Source organism: Streptomyces sp. CA-249302, from assembly GCF_050936785.1.
In the GTDB taxonomy this organism is placed as follows: domain Bacteria; phylum Actinomycetota; class Actinomycetes; order Streptomycetales; family Streptomycetaceae; genus Streptomyces.
Genome location: NZ_JBNJMG010000001.1, coordinates 8,626,494 through 8,643,534, shown reverse-complemented (window position 1 = coordinate 8,643,534; position 17,041 = coordinate 8,626,494). Strand labels below are relative to the sequence as shown.

The 17,041-nt window shown below is 69.2% G+C and carries 13 protein-coding genes; 10 read left to right on the top strand and 3 right to left on the bottom strand.

What is annotated here, in order from left to right; all coding sequences use genetic code 11:
• Positions 1-186: 186 nt before the first annotated feature.
• Genes ACQEWB_RS38995 through ACQEWB_RS38985 form a run of 3 tightly spaced genes read right to left on the bottom strand, consistent with a single transcriptional unit; the run spans position 187 to position 3,255 of the window.
• Positions 187-1,488, bottom strand: coding sequence for a radical SAM protein (locus ACQEWB_RS38995; RefSeq protein ID WP_432839715.1), 1,302 nt, complete (start codon positions 1,486-1,488; stop codon positions 187-189).
• 57 nt (positions 1,489-1,545) lie between these two features.
• The gene (locus ACQEWB_RS38990) at positions 1,546-2,220 is read right to left on the bottom strand and encodes a pyridoxamine 5'-phosphate oxidase family protein (RefSeq protein WP_432839713.1); all 675 of its coding nucleotides are present in this window, start codon (positions 2,218-2,220) and stop codon (positions 1,546-1,548) included.
• Positions 2,221-2,247: 27 nt separating this feature from the next.
• A complete protein-coding gene (locus tag ACQEWB_RS38985) occupies positions 2,248-3,255 on the bottom strand; it encodes a hydroxyacid dehydrogenase (RefSeq protein WP_432839711.1) in 1,008 nt (335 codons plus the stop codon).
• A gap of 71 nt (positions 3,256-3,326) precedes the next feature.
• Here ACQEWB_RS38985 and ACQEWB_RS38980 point away from each other — a divergent pair, with 71 nt between their 5' ends.
• The 10 genes from ACQEWB_RS38980 to ACQEWB_RS38935 all read left to right on the top strand — a co-directional run bounded on the left by ACQEWB_RS38980 (position 3,327) and on the right by ACQEWB_RS38935 (position 17,039).
• Positions 3,327-4,580 carry an FAD-binding protein gene (locus tag ACQEWB_RS38980; protein WP_432839709.1) on the top strand — a complete coding sequence of 418 codons (1,254 nt, stop codon included), beginning with the start codon at positions 3,327-3,329 and terminating at the stop codon, positions 4,578-4,580.
• Positions 4,581-4,697: 117 nt separating this feature from the next.
• Positions 4,698-5,942, top strand: coding sequence for an ROK family transcriptional regulator (locus tag ACQEWB_RS38975; RefSeq protein WP_432839707.1), 1,245 nt, complete (start codon positions 4,698-4,700; stop codon positions 5,940-5,942).
• A complete protein-coding gene (locus tag ACQEWB_RS38970) occupies positions 5,939-7,798 on the top strand; it encodes a glycoside hydrolase (RefSeq protein ID WP_432839705.1) in 1,860 nt (619 codons plus the stop codon). The genes ACQEWB_RS38975 and ACQEWB_RS38970 overlap by 4 nt, the downstream gene beginning before the upstream one ends.
• A gap of 252 nt (positions 7,799-8,050) precedes the next feature.
• A complete protein-coding gene (locus ACQEWB_RS38965) occupies positions 8,051-9,316 on the top strand; it encodes an ABC transporter substrate-binding protein (RefSeq protein ID WP_432839703.1) in 1,266 nt (421 codons plus the stop codon).
• A 20-nt stretch (positions 9,317-9,336) separates the two neighbouring features.
• Complete coding sequence (locus tag ACQEWB_RS38960; RefSeq protein ID WP_432839701.1) at positions 9,337-10,305, top strand: carbohydrate ABC transporter permease; 969 nt, start codon at positions 9,337-9,339, stop codon at positions 10,303-10,305.
• A complete protein-coding gene (locus ACQEWB_RS38955; protein WP_432839699.1) occupies positions 10,302-11,168 on the top strand; it encodes a carbohydrate ABC transporter permease in 867 nt (288 codons plus the stop codon). The genes ACQEWB_RS38960 and ACQEWB_RS38955 overlap by 4 nt, the downstream gene beginning before the upstream one ends.
• A gap of 28 nt (positions 11,169-11,196) precedes the next feature.
• The gene (locus tag ACQEWB_RS38950) at positions 11,197-14,061 is read left to right on the top strand and encodes a glycoside hydrolase family 2 TIM barrel-domain containing protein (RefSeq protein ID WP_432839697.1); all 2,865 of its coding nucleotides are present in this window, start codon (positions 11,197-11,199) and stop codon (positions 14,059-14,061) included.
• An 89-nt stretch (positions 14,062-14,150) separates the two neighbouring features.
• Entirely contained in the window at positions 14,151-15,227 is a 1,077-nt protein-coding gene (locus ACQEWB_RS38945; RefSeq protein WP_432844225.1) for an MFS transporter, read from the top strand.
• Positions 15,224-16,234 carry an ABC transporter ATP-binding protein gene (locus ACQEWB_RS38940; RefSeq protein WP_432839695.1) on the top strand — a complete coding sequence of 337 codons (1,011 nt, stop codon included), beginning with the start codon at positions 15,224-15,226 and terminating at the stop codon, positions 16,232-16,234. The genes ACQEWB_RS38945 and ACQEWB_RS38940 overlap by 4 nt, the downstream gene beginning before the upstream one ends.
• A gap of 1 nt (position 16,235) precedes the next feature.
• Positions 16,236-17,039 carry an ABC transporter permease gene (locus ACQEWB_RS38935; RefSeq protein ID WP_432839693.1) on the top strand — a complete coding sequence of 268 codons (804 nt, stop codon included), beginning with the start codon at positions 16,236-16,238 and terminating at the stop codon, positions 17,037-17,039.
• Positions 17,040-17,041: the final 2 nt, after the last annotated feature.

Sequence of the window (17,041 nt, the reverse complement as noted above, 5' to 3'; positions counted from 1 at the left end):
ATTCGGTTACCGGCGGTCGCGCGACGGCGACCGCCGGTGGCCGCCGTTCCACTCCTCGTTGTTACGAGAGTTGTGGAGTTATACGGAAGGAACGCCTGGAAGTATCAGCCGAAGGTCTCGCCGCCCCGGATGCAGTGGCAGCGGCCACCCCTACACCTTGCTCGACTCCTCCTCGGCCGAACTGTCCTACGCCGGAAGGCTGTCCATGAAGGAGCTGACGGAGAAGACGGCGCGGCCGGGTCCGGGCTCGCCGTAGCCGGGCGGGGAGGAGAGTCCGAAGTCCTCCATGGTCTGGCGGTAGGCCTGGAGCAGCCGGATGTGGTACTCGAGCGGCGCGCCCGCCGGGTTGGCCTTGCCGAGCGGGGTGGTGGGCTCCGGGCACCAGGTGGTGAAGCGGGGCGTGATGCCGTTCGACATGAAGAAGCGCAGGCCCTCGGTGGTCGACGCGATCGCCTCGTCGACCGTCTTGAAGCCGAACGGCTCGGCCATCTCCACACCGGCGACGAAGTTGGGGATCACGTTGCGCGCGCCGAAGACGTCCGCCGAGTCGAGGATCCGCTTGTGCCACTCGTCGCGGCCGACGTACCGCTCCTTGCCCGGGCAGTACATCTTGAAGAGGTACTCGTCCCACACCTCGTAGTTGGGGTGGTAGATCTGCACGCCGTAGTCCTTGAACCGCTGCACGTCGTCCTTGGGCAGCGCCTGCGCGACGACCTTGCCGATCCAGCGGTCCGGGAAGTGCTCCTCGATGGCCTTGGCGTACATGCCGTAGAAGTCGGCCTCGTCACGCCCCTGGAGCTTGGAGGTGATCGCGCCGCCGGTGAGGGTGTAGGCGGTGGAGGCCTTGGCGGTGTCGTACCGGTTGATGATGTCGAGCGCCTCGAGGACCTCGTCCACGTCCTTGACGCCCGTGTACGGCCGCCCGGCCGCCTTGTGCTGGCGCCAGTTGTGGTTGATGTCGCAGTACTGGCACTCCTCCTTGGCGCCGAAGTACTGGCAGACCCGGAAGACGGTCAGATAGATGAGGTAGCCCCACTGGATGGTCGGGGCGACCTCCATGACGGACTTCCCGTTGCTGAGCTTGTGCCGGTAGTACTCCGGCATCGGCGGCACCCCGACGTCGGCGATGCGCCTGCCGTCGAGGTAGAGGCCGAGCATGCCCGAGTCGTCGGCGGCGACACGGTACGGCGAGGACGGGTTCACCCGCACCGAGACGACGGTCCGCCGCAGGTCGTACGGCCCACCGGTGAGGATGATCTCCTCCGGCGGGCGGCGCAGCGCGGCCTCGCCGAGCTCCGGCAGGGTCCCGTGGTCGAAGGAGAAGATGAAGTAGGACTTCGGCTTCACCTCGCCGCTCTCGTTGTCGCTGAGGGCGGACGGGTCGAAGGCCACGCCACCTCGCAGCAGGTCCTCCTTGAAGACGGCTTCCCGCGGTACCTCGGGGAACCGCTCCATCAGATCCTCGACCAGCGCGGTACGGCTGCCCATCCCGATCTCTCCTCCCGGCTCGACTTCGACTCCTCACGGTATGCCTTCGCTCTGACATCAGCCGTGCCGGGTCCCCTCCCGACGCGCGATGTGTCCTGGTATGGGGGTGTCCGAAGGCAGCAGCGGGTCGGGAACCGGGGCACCCCAGGCCGAGGTCAGCGGCAGGACGCCCGCCCACAGGCCCAGTGCCGCGTCGGGGCCGTCGCCGTCGTCGGGGGCGCCGGTGCGGATCTTGACCGAGGCCTCTTCGAGGGAGAGCGCGAGGAGGGTGGTGGCCGCGAGTTCCTTGCGGCTGGGCTGCCGGGCGTACGACCACTGCCCGGGCGTCGCGTGCTCGGTGAGCAGGCGCAGCCCGGCCAGCTTCTCCTCCGGGTCGGTGACCTTGCGGGCCTCGCCGTGGATCATCGCGCTGCGGTAGTTCACGCCGTGCTCGAAGACGGAACGGGCGAGGACGAGGCCGTCGACATGGGTGACCGTGACACAGACCGGCGTACCGCCGGCGAGGCTGCGGCTGGCGACGGACCCGTGGAGGTAGAGCTGCCGCTCGTCCCGCCCGTAGACGGTGGGCACGACCACCGGCCGCCCCTCCACCACGACCCCCAGATGACAGACGAACCCGGCGTCGAGGATCGCGTCCAGGTCGGCCCGGTCGAGGCTGCCCTGCTCGCGGAGGCGGCGATGGCGGGTGCGGTCGGTGTCGGGGAGGGTCGCGGGCAGGGGCTCAGGGGTCATGAACAGCGAGGTTACTGAACCCGCGGTTCAGGCCTCCCGCTCCAGCGCCGCCGGATCGACCCCGTATGCCAGCTCCCCGCCGGCCACGAACCGCGCCGCCTCCTCGGCGACCACACCCCCGAGTCGCGCCACCTCGTTGCCCTGCGAGCCCGCGAGGTGCGGTGTGACGAAGGCGTTCGGGAGGGCGTACAGCGGCGAGTCGACCGGCAGCGGTTCCGGGTCCGTGACGTCGAGGATCGCCGTCAGGCGCCCGGTGCGGACTTCGGCGACCAGGGCCTCGTGGTCGACCAGACCACCCCGCGCGGTGTTGATCAGTACCGCCCCGTCGGGCATCAGCGCGAGCTCGCGCCGGCCGATCATGTGCCGTGTCTCGGGGGTCTCCGGGGCATGCACGGTCACGATGTCCGACGTACGCAGAAGCTCGTCCAGCGGCAGCAGCGGTACGCCGAGCCCGGCGGCCTGCGCCTCGGTGACGTACGGGTCGGTCAGGCTCGGCCGCAGGTCGAAGGGGCGCAGCAGCTCGAGCAGGCGGCGGCCGATGCGGGACGCCCCGATCACGCCGACCCGGCGGCCGTGGTTGCCGATGCCGGGGACGAACTCCCAGCCGGGGAAGGGGCGTCCGGCACGCAGCCGCTCCCGGGCGGCGAAGACGTCCTTCCCGGCCAGCAGGATCATCGCGAGGGTGTACTCGGCGACCGGGACCGCGTTGGCGACCGCCGCCGAGGAGACCGCGATGCCGCGCCGCCAGACCTCGGGTGTGACGAAGCCCTTGACCGAACCCGCCGAGTGCAGGATCGCCCGCAACTCGGGCGCCGCGTCGAGGGCGGCCGCGTCCAGCCGGGGGCAGCCCCAGCCGGTGACCAGGACCTCCGTGCGTGCGAGGATCTCCCGGATCCCGGGGGCCGTGAAATCCTCGGCCACCGGAGCGGGATCGATGTCCACGGACTCACGCAGCCGGGCCAGCACCTCCGGCGGGAACACCTGCGGAAGGTTCTCCGCGGTCAGGGCGAACAGAGCCTGGGGACGCTCGGGCAACGAAACGGCCCTCCCGATCAGCAGTATGGGGACAGCAGTATGCGCACACACTCCGTGGAGGGACGGCAGGGATGACGGACACGGTCACCAACTGGGCAGGCAACATCACCTACACCGCCAAGGAGCTCCGGCGCCCGCACTCGCTCGACGCGCTCAGGAGTCTGGTGGCCGGCAGTGCGAAGGTGCGGGTCCTGGGCAGCGGGCACTCCTTCAACGAGATCGCCGAGCCGGGCCCGGAGGGCGTGCTGCTGTCGATCGCGGGGCTGCCGCCGCAGATCGACGTGGACACGACGGCCCGTACGGTACGGGTCTCGGGCGGCGTCCGGTACGCGGAGCTGGCCGGCGTGGTGCACGCGCACGGGCTCGCGCTGCCCAACATGGCCTCTCTGCCGCACATCTCGGTGGCCGGCTCGGTCGCGACCGGCACGCACGGCTCGGGCGTCACCAACGGCTCGCTCGCGTCGCCCGTGCGCGAGGTGGAGATCGTCACGGCGGACGGGTCGACGGTGACCGTCGGGCGGGGCGACGACCGGTTCGACGGTGCCGTGACCTCGCTGGGCGCCCTGGGTGTCGTAACGACTCTGACCCTGGACCTGGAGCCGGCCTTCGAGGTCGAGCAGCATCTGTTCACCGAACTGCCCCTCGCGGGGCTGGACTCGGCGACTTACGAGACGATCGCCGGGGCGGCCTACAGCGTGAGCCTGTTCACCGACTGGCGGGAGCCGGGGTTCCGGCAGGTGTGGCTGAAGCGGCGTACGGACCAGCCGCTGCCCGACTTCCCGTGGGCCGCGCCCGCGACCGAGAAGCTGCACCCGGTGCCGGGGATGCCGGCCGAGAACTGCACCGAGCAGTTCGGGGTGCCCGGGCCCTGGCACGAGCGACTGCCGCACTTCCGGGCGGAGTTCACGCCGAGCAGCGGTGACGAGCTCCAGTCGGAGTACCTGCTGCCGAGGTCGGCCGCGGTGGACGCGCTGACCGCGCTCGACGGCATCCGGGAGACCGTCGCGCCGGTGCTGCAGACCTGCGAGGTGCGTACGATCGCCGCCGATCCGCAGTGGCTCGGTCCGGCGTACGGGCGGGACTCGGTCGCGCTGCACTTCACCTGGACCGACGACACGGCGTCGGTGCTGCCGGTGGTGGGGCGGGTGGAGGAGGCGCTGGACGCGTTCGAGCCGCGGCCGCACTGGGGGAAGGTGTTCACCGTGCCGGCGTCGGTCGTCCGTGATCGCTACCCCCGGCTGGACGACTTCCGTACCCTGGTCCGGGCGCTTGATCCACAGCGGAAGTTCGCCAACGCCTTCGTGCGGGATGTGCTGGGCACCTGACTTTATAAAGCCCCTTTCCTAACCCCTTGTCGAAAGTCCCCGCGAGCCCATAGCCTTACGCCGCGCCGGTGCCGACGTGCCCGGTCGGCCTGAGCTGAAGGGACGGGGGCACACCCTGTGAAGCGCACCTCACGTGACATCCGCACCGCGAACCGCTACGAGGTGCTGCGCCAGATCATCGCCGAGTCTCCCACCTCGCGGCAGGAGCTGGCGGCCGCCACCGGGCTGAGCCTCGCCACGGTCGCCACGCTGGTGGGCGAGCTGCTCGACCTGCGGATGATCACGGAGGTCGGCTTCGAGGACTCGGCGGGCGGCCGCCCCCGGGGCCTCGTCGCCGTCAACGCGTCGGGGGGCGCGTTGATCGGTGTCGACATCGCGGAGACGTACGTCCATGTCGAGCTGTTCGACCTCGCGCTGAACGTGCTGGCCCGCGCCGACGAGGACATGCGCCCCGGCGAGTCCCTGCCCGAGCAGGTGGTCAGCCATGTGGCCGCCGCCGTCGGCTCGGTGGTCGCGCAGGCCGGGATCGAGGGCGCGCGGGTGCTGGGCGTCGGGGTCAGCGTGCCGGGGCAGGTGGACCGGGACACCGGCATCTCGGAGTACGCGCCCAACTGGGACTGGCACGACGTACCCCTGCTCGACCTGCTCTCCGAGGTCATCGCCTACCCCCTCTACCTGGACAACCCGCTGCGGGCCGGCGCGGTCGCCGAGATGTGGTTCGGGGCGGCGCGCGGACGCGGGGACGCGGTCGTGGTCAACCTCGGCACGGGCGTCGGCGCCGGGCTCGCGCTCGGCGGCGGGCTCTACCGGGGCGTGAGCAACAGCGCCGGCGAATGGGGTCATACGACGCTCGTCCTGGACGGACGGCTGTGCCGCTGCGGCAACCACGGCTGCGTGGAGGCCTATGTCGGCGCGCCCGGAATCATGCTGAACCTAAGGGAGTTGAGCCCGCAGAGCCCGCTCCTGCACCCCGAGGACCAGACCGCCACCATCGACGCGCTGGCCCGCGCCGTGACCGCCGGCGACCCCGTGGCCGTCAAGGTCGTACGGGAGACCGCCCGTTACGTCGGCGCCGGCATCGCGAACCTGGTCAACGTCCTCAACCCCGAAATCGTCGTGCTCAGCAGCTGGGTCGCCCGCAGTCTCGGCGAACCGCTGCTGCACGAGGTGCGCGAGGCCGTCGGCCGGCACGCGCTGCCGCGGCCGATGGCCGCCACCCGGATCGTCCTCTCCCCGATCCCCACCGACCCGGCCTGCCTGGGCGCGGCGACGTTCGCGCTCGAAGGCGCGCTCCAGTCGGTGAGCCAGAGGACCGGCAAACGCACCACCCCCGCAAGGAGCCGTACCGCACCACCTTCATGACGACGGAAGGGATGCACGTGCCCCACCCCCACCGCAGTAGATCCCTCCTGCTGACGGCCGCAGCCGCGCTGGCCGTCACCGGGCCCCTCATATCCGCCCCGACCGCCTCGGCCGCCACCCCCACGGCGGCCGAGGTCTCCCCGCACGCCGCCCAGACCATCGACGACATCGGCGCGTCCGGCGCCTGGTGGGTCAACGACCTCCAGTACTTCAAGCCCGAAGTCCAGGCCAGGGTCTCGAAGTTGCTGTTCTCGAAGCAGGGCCTGGACCTGTCCTCCTACCGCTACAACATCGGCGGTGGCGGCACCGCGGTCACCACACCCGCCCGCGCCGCCGAGGACTTCCTCGAGGCCGACGGCTCGTACGACTGGAGCGCGGACAAGGGCGGGCGGACCTTCCTCAAGGCAGCGGCCCGCTACGGCGTCAAGGACCTGATCGGCTTCGTCAACAGCGCGCCCGCGCAGTGGACGACCAACGGGCAGGCCTGCGGCGGGCAGTTGAAGCAGGAGAACGAGGGCGACTACGCCAAGTACGTCGCCGACGTCACCGACCACTTCGCCCGCCAAGGCGTGAAGCTGGACTACATCAGCCCCTTCAACGAGCCTGACAACGACTTCGGTTCGTGCGGCCAGGAGGGCATGAAGGTCACGGTCGACCAACGCGACGACATCGTGCGGGCGTTGGGCGTCGAGCAGAAGGCCCGGAAGCAGAAGACGTCGATCATCGCCGACGAGTCCAGCCAGACCACGCAGTTCGTCTCCGAACTCCCGCAGTGGATCTCACAGCCGGACACCCGGCAGTACGTCTCCGCGCTGGCCCACCACACGTACAACAACCCGAACGACGGCCAACTCGCCAACGTCTACGAGACGTCGAGGACCGTCGGCCAGAAGTCCTGGGCCACCGAGATCTGCTGCTTCGGCAAGGGCTCGACCGGCTGGAACCAGGAGTACGACCCGACCATCGACAACGCCCTGCTGATGTCGAGGATCATCTACAAGGACTTCGCGAGCGCCCACGACTCGGCCTTCCAGTGGTGGGTGGCGCTCGCGAGCGGATACGGCAGCTCCCCCACCGAGAAGAACGACGTGGGCTGGAACGACGGCCTGATCTACTACGACCCCGACTACGCGACGAACGGCAACCAGCAGCTGTACTTCACCAAGCGGTACTACGCGCTCGGCCAGTACAGCAAGTTCGTCCGGCCGGGCTCGGTCGCGCACAACGTGACGGGCGCACCGGACGGTGTCGAGGTGTCGACGTACGACAAGGACGGCAAGTGGGTGGTCGTGGTCAACAACCACAACTCCACGGACACACCGCTGAGTCTGCACTTCAACAGCAAGTCGCCGGTACGGGCCGCACAGGCCGTGCGCACGTCGGCCACCGAGGACTGGGCGAAGGTCGCCAGGCCGACGGTGAGTTCGGGAACCGTCTCCGCCACCCTCGCCGCCCGCTCGGTCACGACGTACGTCTTCGACCAGAAGGGCCACGGGAGTACGGCGGTCACGGGAGCGCTGGCCGGGAAGCAGTCCGGCAAGTGCCTGACCGCGGGTGCCTCCGGGGCCGCGATCAGCACCTGCACGGGTGGCGAGGAGCAGTCCTGGTCGTACGACGCCAAGGGTGCCCTGAAGGGCGTGAACGGCTATCTGACGGCCGGGAGTTCGGGGCTGACCACATCCTCCGACTTCACCGGTGACGTGAGCCAGCGCTGGCTGCTGAACGCCAACGGGCAGATCCTCAGCGAGGCGTCCGGCAAGTGCCTGGACGTCAGCGGACAGGCCACCGCGGACGGCAGCAAGGTGATCCTCTACAGCTGCAACGGCGGCACCAACGAGGCGTGGTCCAGGCAGTGACGCCGTAGCGATCCCTCCGTAGGAACCCCTCCGACCGAGGGCCGCCGGCCATCCCTGACCCGGCGGCCCTCAACCCCCTTGCCCCACACCCTTGTTCGTCATTCCGAACCGGATTTAACGCTTCGAACAGACTTCGTCCAACCCCTTGCCGAAGCCTTAGCCGAAGGTTAACGTCCCGCACCGCAGAGCAATTCGAGCCACGTAGCGCTGAAGCCGTGGAGCCGCAGCCGCAATCGAGACAAGGACGTCAGCATGTCGGCAATGAGCAACAGCAACATCTCCCGCCGATCGATCTTCCGGGCCGCCGCCGGCATGGCCGCCGCCGGCACGCTGGCGGCGTGCGGGAGCAACAACGGGCGCGGGGGCGGGTCCGGTTCGGGCAAGCAGCTGGTCCAGTACTTCCACGCGTACGGCGAGGCGGGGACCGAGCAGGCGATCAAGCGGTACGCGGCGGCCTACAAGGACGCCAACGTGACCACCAACTGGATCACCGGCAACAACTTCGAGGCCAAGCTCTTCTCGGCGCTGCTCACCAAGCAGGCCCCGGACGTCTTCGAGTTCCACCCGCAGCTCCAGCTGGTCAAGAGCGGTCAGGTGGCCGACCTGAGCGACCTCATCGACCCGGTCAAGGACGACTTCAACCCGGCCGACATCAAGTCGCACACGGTGGACGGCAAGATCTACGGCATCCGGATGATCGACGACCCGCAGTTCTTCTACTACCGCAAGTCGATGCTGGAGAAGGCCAAGGTCGAGGTCCCGACCACGCTGGACGAGCTGCTGGAGGCGGCCGCCAAGCTGACCACCGACAAGGTCAAGGGCGTCTTCCTCGGCAACGACTTCACGGCGATCCAGAACAACCTGATCTTCTCGGCCGGCGCCGAGACCCTCGACGCGAACAACAAGATCGGCTACCACACGGACGGCGTCGTCGAGGGCCTGAAGAAGCTCCGGACCCTGTTCACCAGCGGCCACGTGCTGCTCGACGCCCCGACCGACTTCTGGGACCCGTCCTCGCTCGACCAGGGCCTGTGTGCCATCCAGTGGGGCGGCATGTGGTCCATGCCGGCCATGCAGAAGGCGCTCGGCGACGACCTCGGCATCTTCCCGTTCCCGAAGATCGGCAGCGCCGGCAAGCTGTCGGTCTACAACGGCGGCTGGTCGATCTACGTCAACGCCAAGGGCAAGAACGTCGACGCGGCCAAGGAGTACGTCAAGTGGCTGTGGATCGACCAGAAGAAGTACCAGGAGGACTGGGCGCTGTCCTACGGCTTCCACATCCCGCCGCGCACCTCGATAGCCCAGTCCGCCACCAAGCTCAAGTCGGGCCTGCCCGCCGAGGCGGTCAAGCTCTTCACCGACTACGGCCACTTCGACAACATCGGCTTCGACCAGGTGATGATCACCGCGTTCAACGACGTGATCGCGTCCTCCGTCCGTAAGAACGGCGACCCGGAGAAGGCACTCGACACCTGCGACAAGAAGGTCGACGTCGAACTCAAGAAGCTGTTCGGATAGGCCGCCGGGAAGACAACGACATGTCGACCACCACCACGCGCGGGGTCGCCCAGCCCGCCCCGGCCAAGGCCTCCCAGGCCCGGCCGCGGCGGGGCCTGCGGGGCAACCCGACACTCAACTTCTGGCTCTTCACCGGCCCCTTCCTCATCGGCCTGGTGATCTTCGTCTTCGTGCCGATCGGCTGGTCCGTCTGGCTCAGCTTCTTCGACGCCCGCTACACCGTCACGCCGAGCAACTTCATCGGCTTCGACAACTACAAGCAGATCCTGACCAACAGCAACTTCCCCGACTCGCTGTGGACGTTCAGCGTGTTCGCCGCCTTCATCGTGCCGACGACCTGGGCGCTGTCCCTGGGGCTGGCGCTGCTGGTGAACCAGCTGCGGTTCATGCGGGCCTTCTTCCGGTCGGTGTTCTTCCTGCCGACCGCCGTGTCGTACGTCGCCGCCGCGCTGATCTGGAAGATGTCCATCTTCAGCGGCGTCCGCTTCGGTCTGATGAACACCGTCCTCGGCTGGTTCGGCGTCGACAACATCGCCTACCTGGCCGACCCCACCCCGCCCTGGTACTGGCTGGTCATCGTGACCCTGCGCCTGTGGATCCAGTCCGGGTTCTACATGATCCTGTTCCTGGCCGCGCTCCAGAACATCCCGGCCGAGCTCTACGAGGCCGCCGCCATCGACGGCGCCAAGAAGGGCTGGCAGACCTTCCGGTACATCACGCTGCCGCAGCTGCGGGCCACCTCGACCGCGGTGATCCTGCTGCTGCTCATCGCCGCGTACCAGGCGTTCGACGAGTTCTTCAACATCATCGGAACCAAGGCGACCTGGGCGCAGACACCGCTCATGGAGCTCTACAAGGCAGCCCTCGGCACCAACCAGGACTACGGAGCGGGCAGCGCGGGCGCGGTCATCCTGTCGCTGCTCATCTGCCTCGTCACCCTGGTCCAGGGCAAGTTCATGGGCTTCGGAAGGGGGGAGGAGTCCAAGTGACCACCACCGCACCTCACCCGGGCAAGCAGCGCAAGAAGGCCCGGGGCGTCCTCGGCAACACCGGACTGTATGTCGCCGTCGGCGTCGCCGCCCTCCTCTTCCTGGTCCCGTTCTACCTGATCACCCGCAACGCGCTCTCCACGGACCCGGAGATCACGGGCGAGAACTGGAAGCTGCTGCCCTCCTTCCAGTGGGGCAACATCTCCGAGCTGTTCGACGACCCCACGGTCGAGTTCGGCCGCTCCATGGTGAACTCGCTGGTCGTCGCCGTGTCGACCACCCTCGGCACCCTCCTGGTCTGTTCCCTGGCCGGCTACGGCCTGGCCCGTATCCCGTACAAGCACGCCAACAAGGTCTTCTACGCCGTCCTCGCGACCCTGATGGTCCCGACAGCGGTCACCTTCGTGCCCAGCTTCGTGCTGGTGTCGTCCCTCGGCTGGGTGGACACCTACCGCGGCCTGATCATCCCGGGCCTGTTCAGTGGTTTCACCTGCTTCCTTTTCCGGCAGTACTTCCTGGGATTCCCGAAGGAGCTGGAGGAGGCGGCGCGGGTGGACGGGCTCGGCTACTGGGGCGCGTACTGGCGGATCGTCGTACCGAACTCGCTGAACTTCTTCGCCGCGATCGCCACGATCACCTTCATCAGCGCCTGGAACTCCTTCCTGTGGCCGCTGGTGATCGGCCAGGACCCGAGTTCGTGGACGGTCCAGATCGCGCTCTCGTCCTTCATGACCAACCAGACCGTCAACTTCCACCTGATCTTCATGGCCACCGCCGTGTCGATCCTGCCTCTCATCTTCGTGTTCCTCTTCCTCCAGCGCTGGCTGGTACAGGGCATCGCGCAGACTGGGATCAAGGGCTGACGCCACTCTTTTCACGACCTGGAGACCGATGTCTTTCCGCACGACCACGGCCATCGACTACGTCGAGGACGTCGCACCCGGCAGCGGGGCCCTTCCGCCCCGCGCCTGGTACGCGGCCTCCGACGCCAAGTCCTTCTCACTCAACGGCAGTTGGCGGCTGCGCGTCTCGCCGACCGCCGACGCCGAGGACGACTCGTTCGCCGAGCCCGGGTTCGACGCCGGGAACTGGGCCGAGGTCACGGTCCCGGGCCACTGGGTCCTCCAGGGCGACGGCGCCTTCGGCCTGCCCATCTACACCAACCACCTCTACCCCTTCCCGGTCGACCCGCCGCACGTCCCGACGGAGAACCCGACCGGCGACCACGTCCGCGTCTTCGACCTGCCGGCCGACTGGCCCGGTGACGGCGGCGCCGTCATCCGTTTCGACGGCGTCGAGTCCTGCGCCCGCGTCTGGCTCAACGGCACGGACATCGGCGAGTTCAAGGGCTCCCGTCTCGCCCACGAGTTCGCCGTCGGGCACCTGCTCAAGCCCAGCGGCAACGTCCTCGCCGTCCGCGTCCACCAGTGGTCGGCCGGCTCCTACCTGGAGGACCAGGACCAGTGGTGGCTCCCGGGCATCTTCCGTGACGTGACCCTGCTGCACCGCCCGGCCGGCAGCGCGCTCGACTTCTTCGTGCACGCCTCCTACGACCACCGCACGGGCGAGGGCACCCTGCGCGTCGACTCCGACGTCGACGGGCGGGTGTCCGTGCCCGCCCTGGACATCGATGTCGCGACGGGCGAATCGGTGACGGTCCCGGTCGAGGCGTGGACGGCCGAGACACCGAAGTTGTACGACGGTGTACTCGCGACCGAGGGCGAGCGGGTGCCCCTGCGCATCGGTTTCCGGACCGTGGAGCTCGCCGACGGGCTCATCAAGGTCAACGGGAAGCCGATCCTCTTCAAGGGCGTCAACCGGCACGAGTGGCACCCGGAGAAGGGCCGCGCCCTCGACCTGGAGACCATGCGCGAGGACGTGCTGCTGATGAAGCGGCACAACCTCAACGCCGTCCGCACCTCCCACTACCCGCCGCACCCGGCCTTCCTGGACCTGTGCGACGAGTACGGGCTGTGGGTCATCGACGAGTGCGACCTGGAGACCCACGGCTTCACCGAGCAGGCCTGGCGGGACAACCCCGTCGACGACGACCGCTGGACCCCGGCCCTCCTCGACCGCGCCGAGCGTATGGTCGAGCGCGACAAGAACCACCCGTCGGTGGTCATCTGGTCGCTGGGCAACGAGGCCGGCACCGGTCGCGGGCTCACGGCCATGGCCGAGTGGATCCACGGCCGTGACTCCTCGCGCCTCGTGCACTACGAGGGCGACTGGAACTGCCGTGACACGGACATGTACTCGCGGATGTACGCCAACCACGCCGAGGTCGAGCAGATCGGCCAGGAGCTGGACGGCGGCACGCACAAGCGGCGCGAACTCCCGTTCATCCTCTGCGAGTACGGGCACGCCATGGGCAACGGCCCGGGTGGCATCGCCGACTACCAGGAGCTGTTCGAGAAGTACGACCGGCTCCAGGGCGGCTTCATCTGGGAGTGGATCGACCACGGCGTCAAGCACGCGGAACTGGGCTTCGCCTACGGCGGTGACTTCGGTGAGGAGCTGCACGACGGGAACTTCGTCTGCGACGGTCTGATTTTCCCGGACCGGCGACCCTCCCCGGGCCTGCTGGAGTTCAAGAAGGTCATCGAGCCGGTCTCGGTCGACGGTGTCGACGGCACCGTACGGGTCACGAACAAGCAGGACTTCGCCGACCTGTCCGCTTTTGCCTTCGAGTGGTCCTACCAAGTGGACGGCGAGACCGTCGAGTCGGGCTCCCTGTCCGTACCCGCGCTCGCCCCGGGCGAGTCGGCGGACGTCAAGCTGCCCGAGCCGTCGGCCGACCACGGTGGCGCCGAGACCCGGTGGACGGTACAGGCGCTGCTGGCGGCCGACACCGACTGGGCGCCGCAGGGTCACGAGGTCGCCTGGGGCCAGGTCCCGGTCACCGCACGGCCGTTGCCGTCGGTCGCCGCGACCGACGGGCCGGTCGTCGCCGACGGTGTGATCACGCTCGGTCCGGCCTCCTTCGACGCCCGCACGGGCGCGCTGAAGTCGGTCGGCGGGGTCGCGGTCGAGGGTCTGCGCCTGGACGTGTGGCGGGCGACCACGGACAACGACGAGGGCGCCGACTGGGTGACCGGTCTCCGCTCCGCCGAACTGTGGCGCAAGTACGGCCTGCACCGCATGCGGCACCGGCTGGCCTCGGTCGAGCTCGACCGGGACGCGCTGACGGTGCGGACCCGAGTCGCCCCGGCCGCCTGGGAGTTCGGGCTCGCCGCGGTCTACCGCTGGACCTCGGACGGCGGCCGTCTCAAGCTGACCGTCTCCGTGGGGCCGGAGGGCGAGTGGCCGGTGCCGCTGCCGCGCCTCGGTGTGCGCTTCGGGCTCGCGCAGGCCGACGCCGTGAAGTGGTACGGCGGCGGTCCCGGCGAGGGCTACCCCGACACCAAGTCGGCCTCGAAGATCGGCCGCTGGGAGTCCACGGTCGACGGGCTCCAGACCCCGTATCTCCGTCCGCAGGAGAACGGCGCCCGTGCCGACGTCCGTTGGGCCGAGCTCGGCGGGCTGCGTATCGACGGCGACCCGGAGTTCTTCCTCACCGCCCGGCGCTGGACCACCGAGCAGCTGGACGCGGCCACCCACCTCACCGACCTCACGGCCTCAGAGACGGTCTGGGTGAACCTCGACCACGCCCTGCACGGCATCGGCACCGGCTCCTGCGGTCCCGGCGTGCTGCCGCAGTACCAACTGCGTGCCGAGCCCGTCGAGTTCTCCTTCGTGTTCTCGGAGGTCAGTTGAGCGACACGGTCCTGAGGACCCCCGCGGCCGACCGGCTCTTCAGCCGGTCGGCCGCGGTCGCGTCCTGCGTCGGTTTCGTCCTCATCGGCATGCTCCAGGCGCTCTACGGCCCCGCGGTACCGGGTCTGCGCGCGGAGTTCGGCCTGTCCCCGTCGGGCGCGGGCCTCGGTCTGAGCCTGCACTTCACGGGTGGCGTCGCGGGCGTGCTCGCCTTCAACGCGATCCACTCCCGAATAAGCAACAGGGCGCTGCTGGCGGCGAGTTACGCGCTGATGGCGCTCGGCGGCGCGGGCTTCGCGCTCGCCCCGAACTGGCCCCTTGCCCTGTCCGCCGCCTTCCTCGCCGGCCTCGGCTTCGGCGGCATCGACTACGGCCTCAACCAGCTGTTCGCGGCGGGCTTCGGCAACCGCTCCACGGCCATGCTGAACGTCCTCAACGCCCACTTCGGCATCGGCGCGGTGCTCGGCCCGGCGGTGGTCGCCTGGCTGGGGCCGGACCAGTACGCGTACGCCTTCGGGGCCTGTGCGGCACTGGCGGCCGTGCTGGTGGTCATGGGCTCGAGTGGCGTGCGGACAAAGCCTGTTGGCCAAGGGCGTGAGCAGAGTGCGGGCTCGTTGGGCCTGCCCCGCGTCCTCGTCGGCTTCCTCGTCCTCTACATCCTGAACGTCGGCGTCGAGGCCGGTGTCGGCGGCTGGGAGCCCACGCATCTGGAGACCGTCGGCTACAGCGCGACCGTGGCCGCCTCGGCGACCTCCGTGTACTGGCTGATGATGACGGCGGGGCGCTTCCTCGTCGTACCGATCACCCTGAAGTACTCCCCCGAGCGCATCCTGACGATCTGCGCGGCCGGTATGACCGTGTGTCTGCTGCTGGCACGTGTAAAAGGAGTGGCGCCGGTTGCCTACGCCGGTGTTGGGTTGTTCATCGCGCCGGTCTTTCCGACCGGACTGCCCTGGCTGAACAGGGCGCTTCCCCAGGCGAGGCGCGCCGGTGCCTGGGTCATCGCCGCGTCGATGGTCGGCGGAGTGGCGGCTCCCCCACTGCTGGGGGTGGGCATCGAGGCCTCGGGCATCCACGCGGTCCCCTGGCTGCTCACCGCGCTCTCCGCCGCCTCGCTGGTGGCGACCGTCTGGTTGATCCGACTCACCCGGAGGTCTCTCGATTGATCGGCAGCATCGAGGTCCGCGGCCTGTCCCGCACCTTCCACACCACGGTCCGCCGTCCCGGTTTCGCGGGTGCGCTGCGGTCCCTCGTCAACCCGGAGCGGGCGGTCAAGCACGCCGTCTCCGACATCAGCTTCGACGTCGGTTCCGGCGAACTCCTCGCCCTGCTGGGCCCGAACGGTGCCGGCAAGTCGACCACCATCAAGATCCTCACCGGCATCCTCACGCCGACCTCGGGCGAGGCCCGGGTCGCGGGCGTGGTCCCCTACCAGGACCGGGAGCGCAACGCCCGTAACATCGGCGCGGTGTTCGGGCAGCGCACCCAGCTGTGGTGGGACCTGCCGGTGCGGGAGTCGTTCTCGATCCTGCGGGACATCTACGACGTGCCCAAGGACGAACACGCGGCCAGACTGCGGGAGTTCGACGACATCCTCGAACTGTCCGCGTTCTGGGACACCCGCGTCCGCCATCTCTCCCTCGGCCAGCGGGTGCGCTGCGACCTGGCCGCCGCGCTGCTGCACGATCCGCCGGTCGTCTTCCTCGACGAGCCGACCATCGGCATGGACGTGGTGGTCAAGGAACAGGTGCGGGAGTTCCTGCGGCACCAGGTCGAACAGCGGGGCCGTACCGTCCTGTTGACCACGCACGACATGACCGAGGTCGAGCGGCTCGCCGAGCGGGTGGTGCTGATCAACCACGGGCGGCTGGTGCTCGACGGCACACTCGACGAGATCCGCCGCAAGTACGGCTCGACCTGGCAGGTGCGGGCGACGCTCGCCGACGCGCACACCGGCGTCGTACCACCGCCGCCGGGGATCGTGCTGCTGCGGCAGGACGGGCCGCAGGTCGTGTTCGGGCCGGACGGGGCCGAGGCGCCGACCGTGCACCAGGCGCTCAAGGCCGTCATCGAGCGGTACGAGGTGACGGGCGTCGCCATCGACGAGGCCGACCTGGAGGACGTCATGCGGGCCGCGTACGTCCACGCGGGCCCGGCCGCCGAAGGGGCCTGAGATGGCCGTCCTGCACGCCTGGCGCGCCGCCCGCGTCACCCCGCTCGGCGAGCTGCACGCCCCGCCCCGGATGACCGCCGTCCTGATCCGGCTGACCGTCCAGGTGGTGCTGGTCGCCTCGCTGTGGAGCGGCCTGTACGCCAACACGAACGTGACCGCCGGGATGAGCCGCGAACAGGCGATCACGTACGCCGTGCTGGCCGTACTCGCCTCCCGGCTGCGGGAGTTGGACCAGTACGCGGGCCGGGACACGGTCATCCAGCACATGCACTTCGGCACCATCGTCTACTGGTACCTGCGCCCGCTGCCGCCCGCCCGCTACCACGCCCTGCGCGCCCTCGGCGAGCAGGTGTACGGGGCCGCGTGGGCGCTCGCCGGATATGTGGTGTGCCTGGCCACCGGGGTGATCGAACCGCCCCGATCGGCCGCCGTGGCAGGTGTGTTCGTGGTGAGCCTGGTGCTCGGACAGCTGGTCCTCTACTTCGTGATGCTCCTGCTGGACCAGATGTGCTTCTGGACCATCCGCAACAACTCGGCGATGCTCATCCTGATCTTCGCGCAGAACCTGCTGTCCGGGGTGTACGCCCCGCTGTGGTTCTTCCCCGACTGGTTCCGGACGATGAGCGTCTTCCTCCCGTTCCAGGCGACGCTGAACGTGCCGCTGTCCCTGTACATCGGCCGCATCCGACTGGCCGACGCGGGCGGGCAGTTGGCCATCCAGGCGGTCTGGGTCGTACTGCTCTTCCTCCTCACCCGTTTCCTGTGGCGGCGCGCCGCCCGCCGTGTCATCGCCCAAGGAGGCTGATG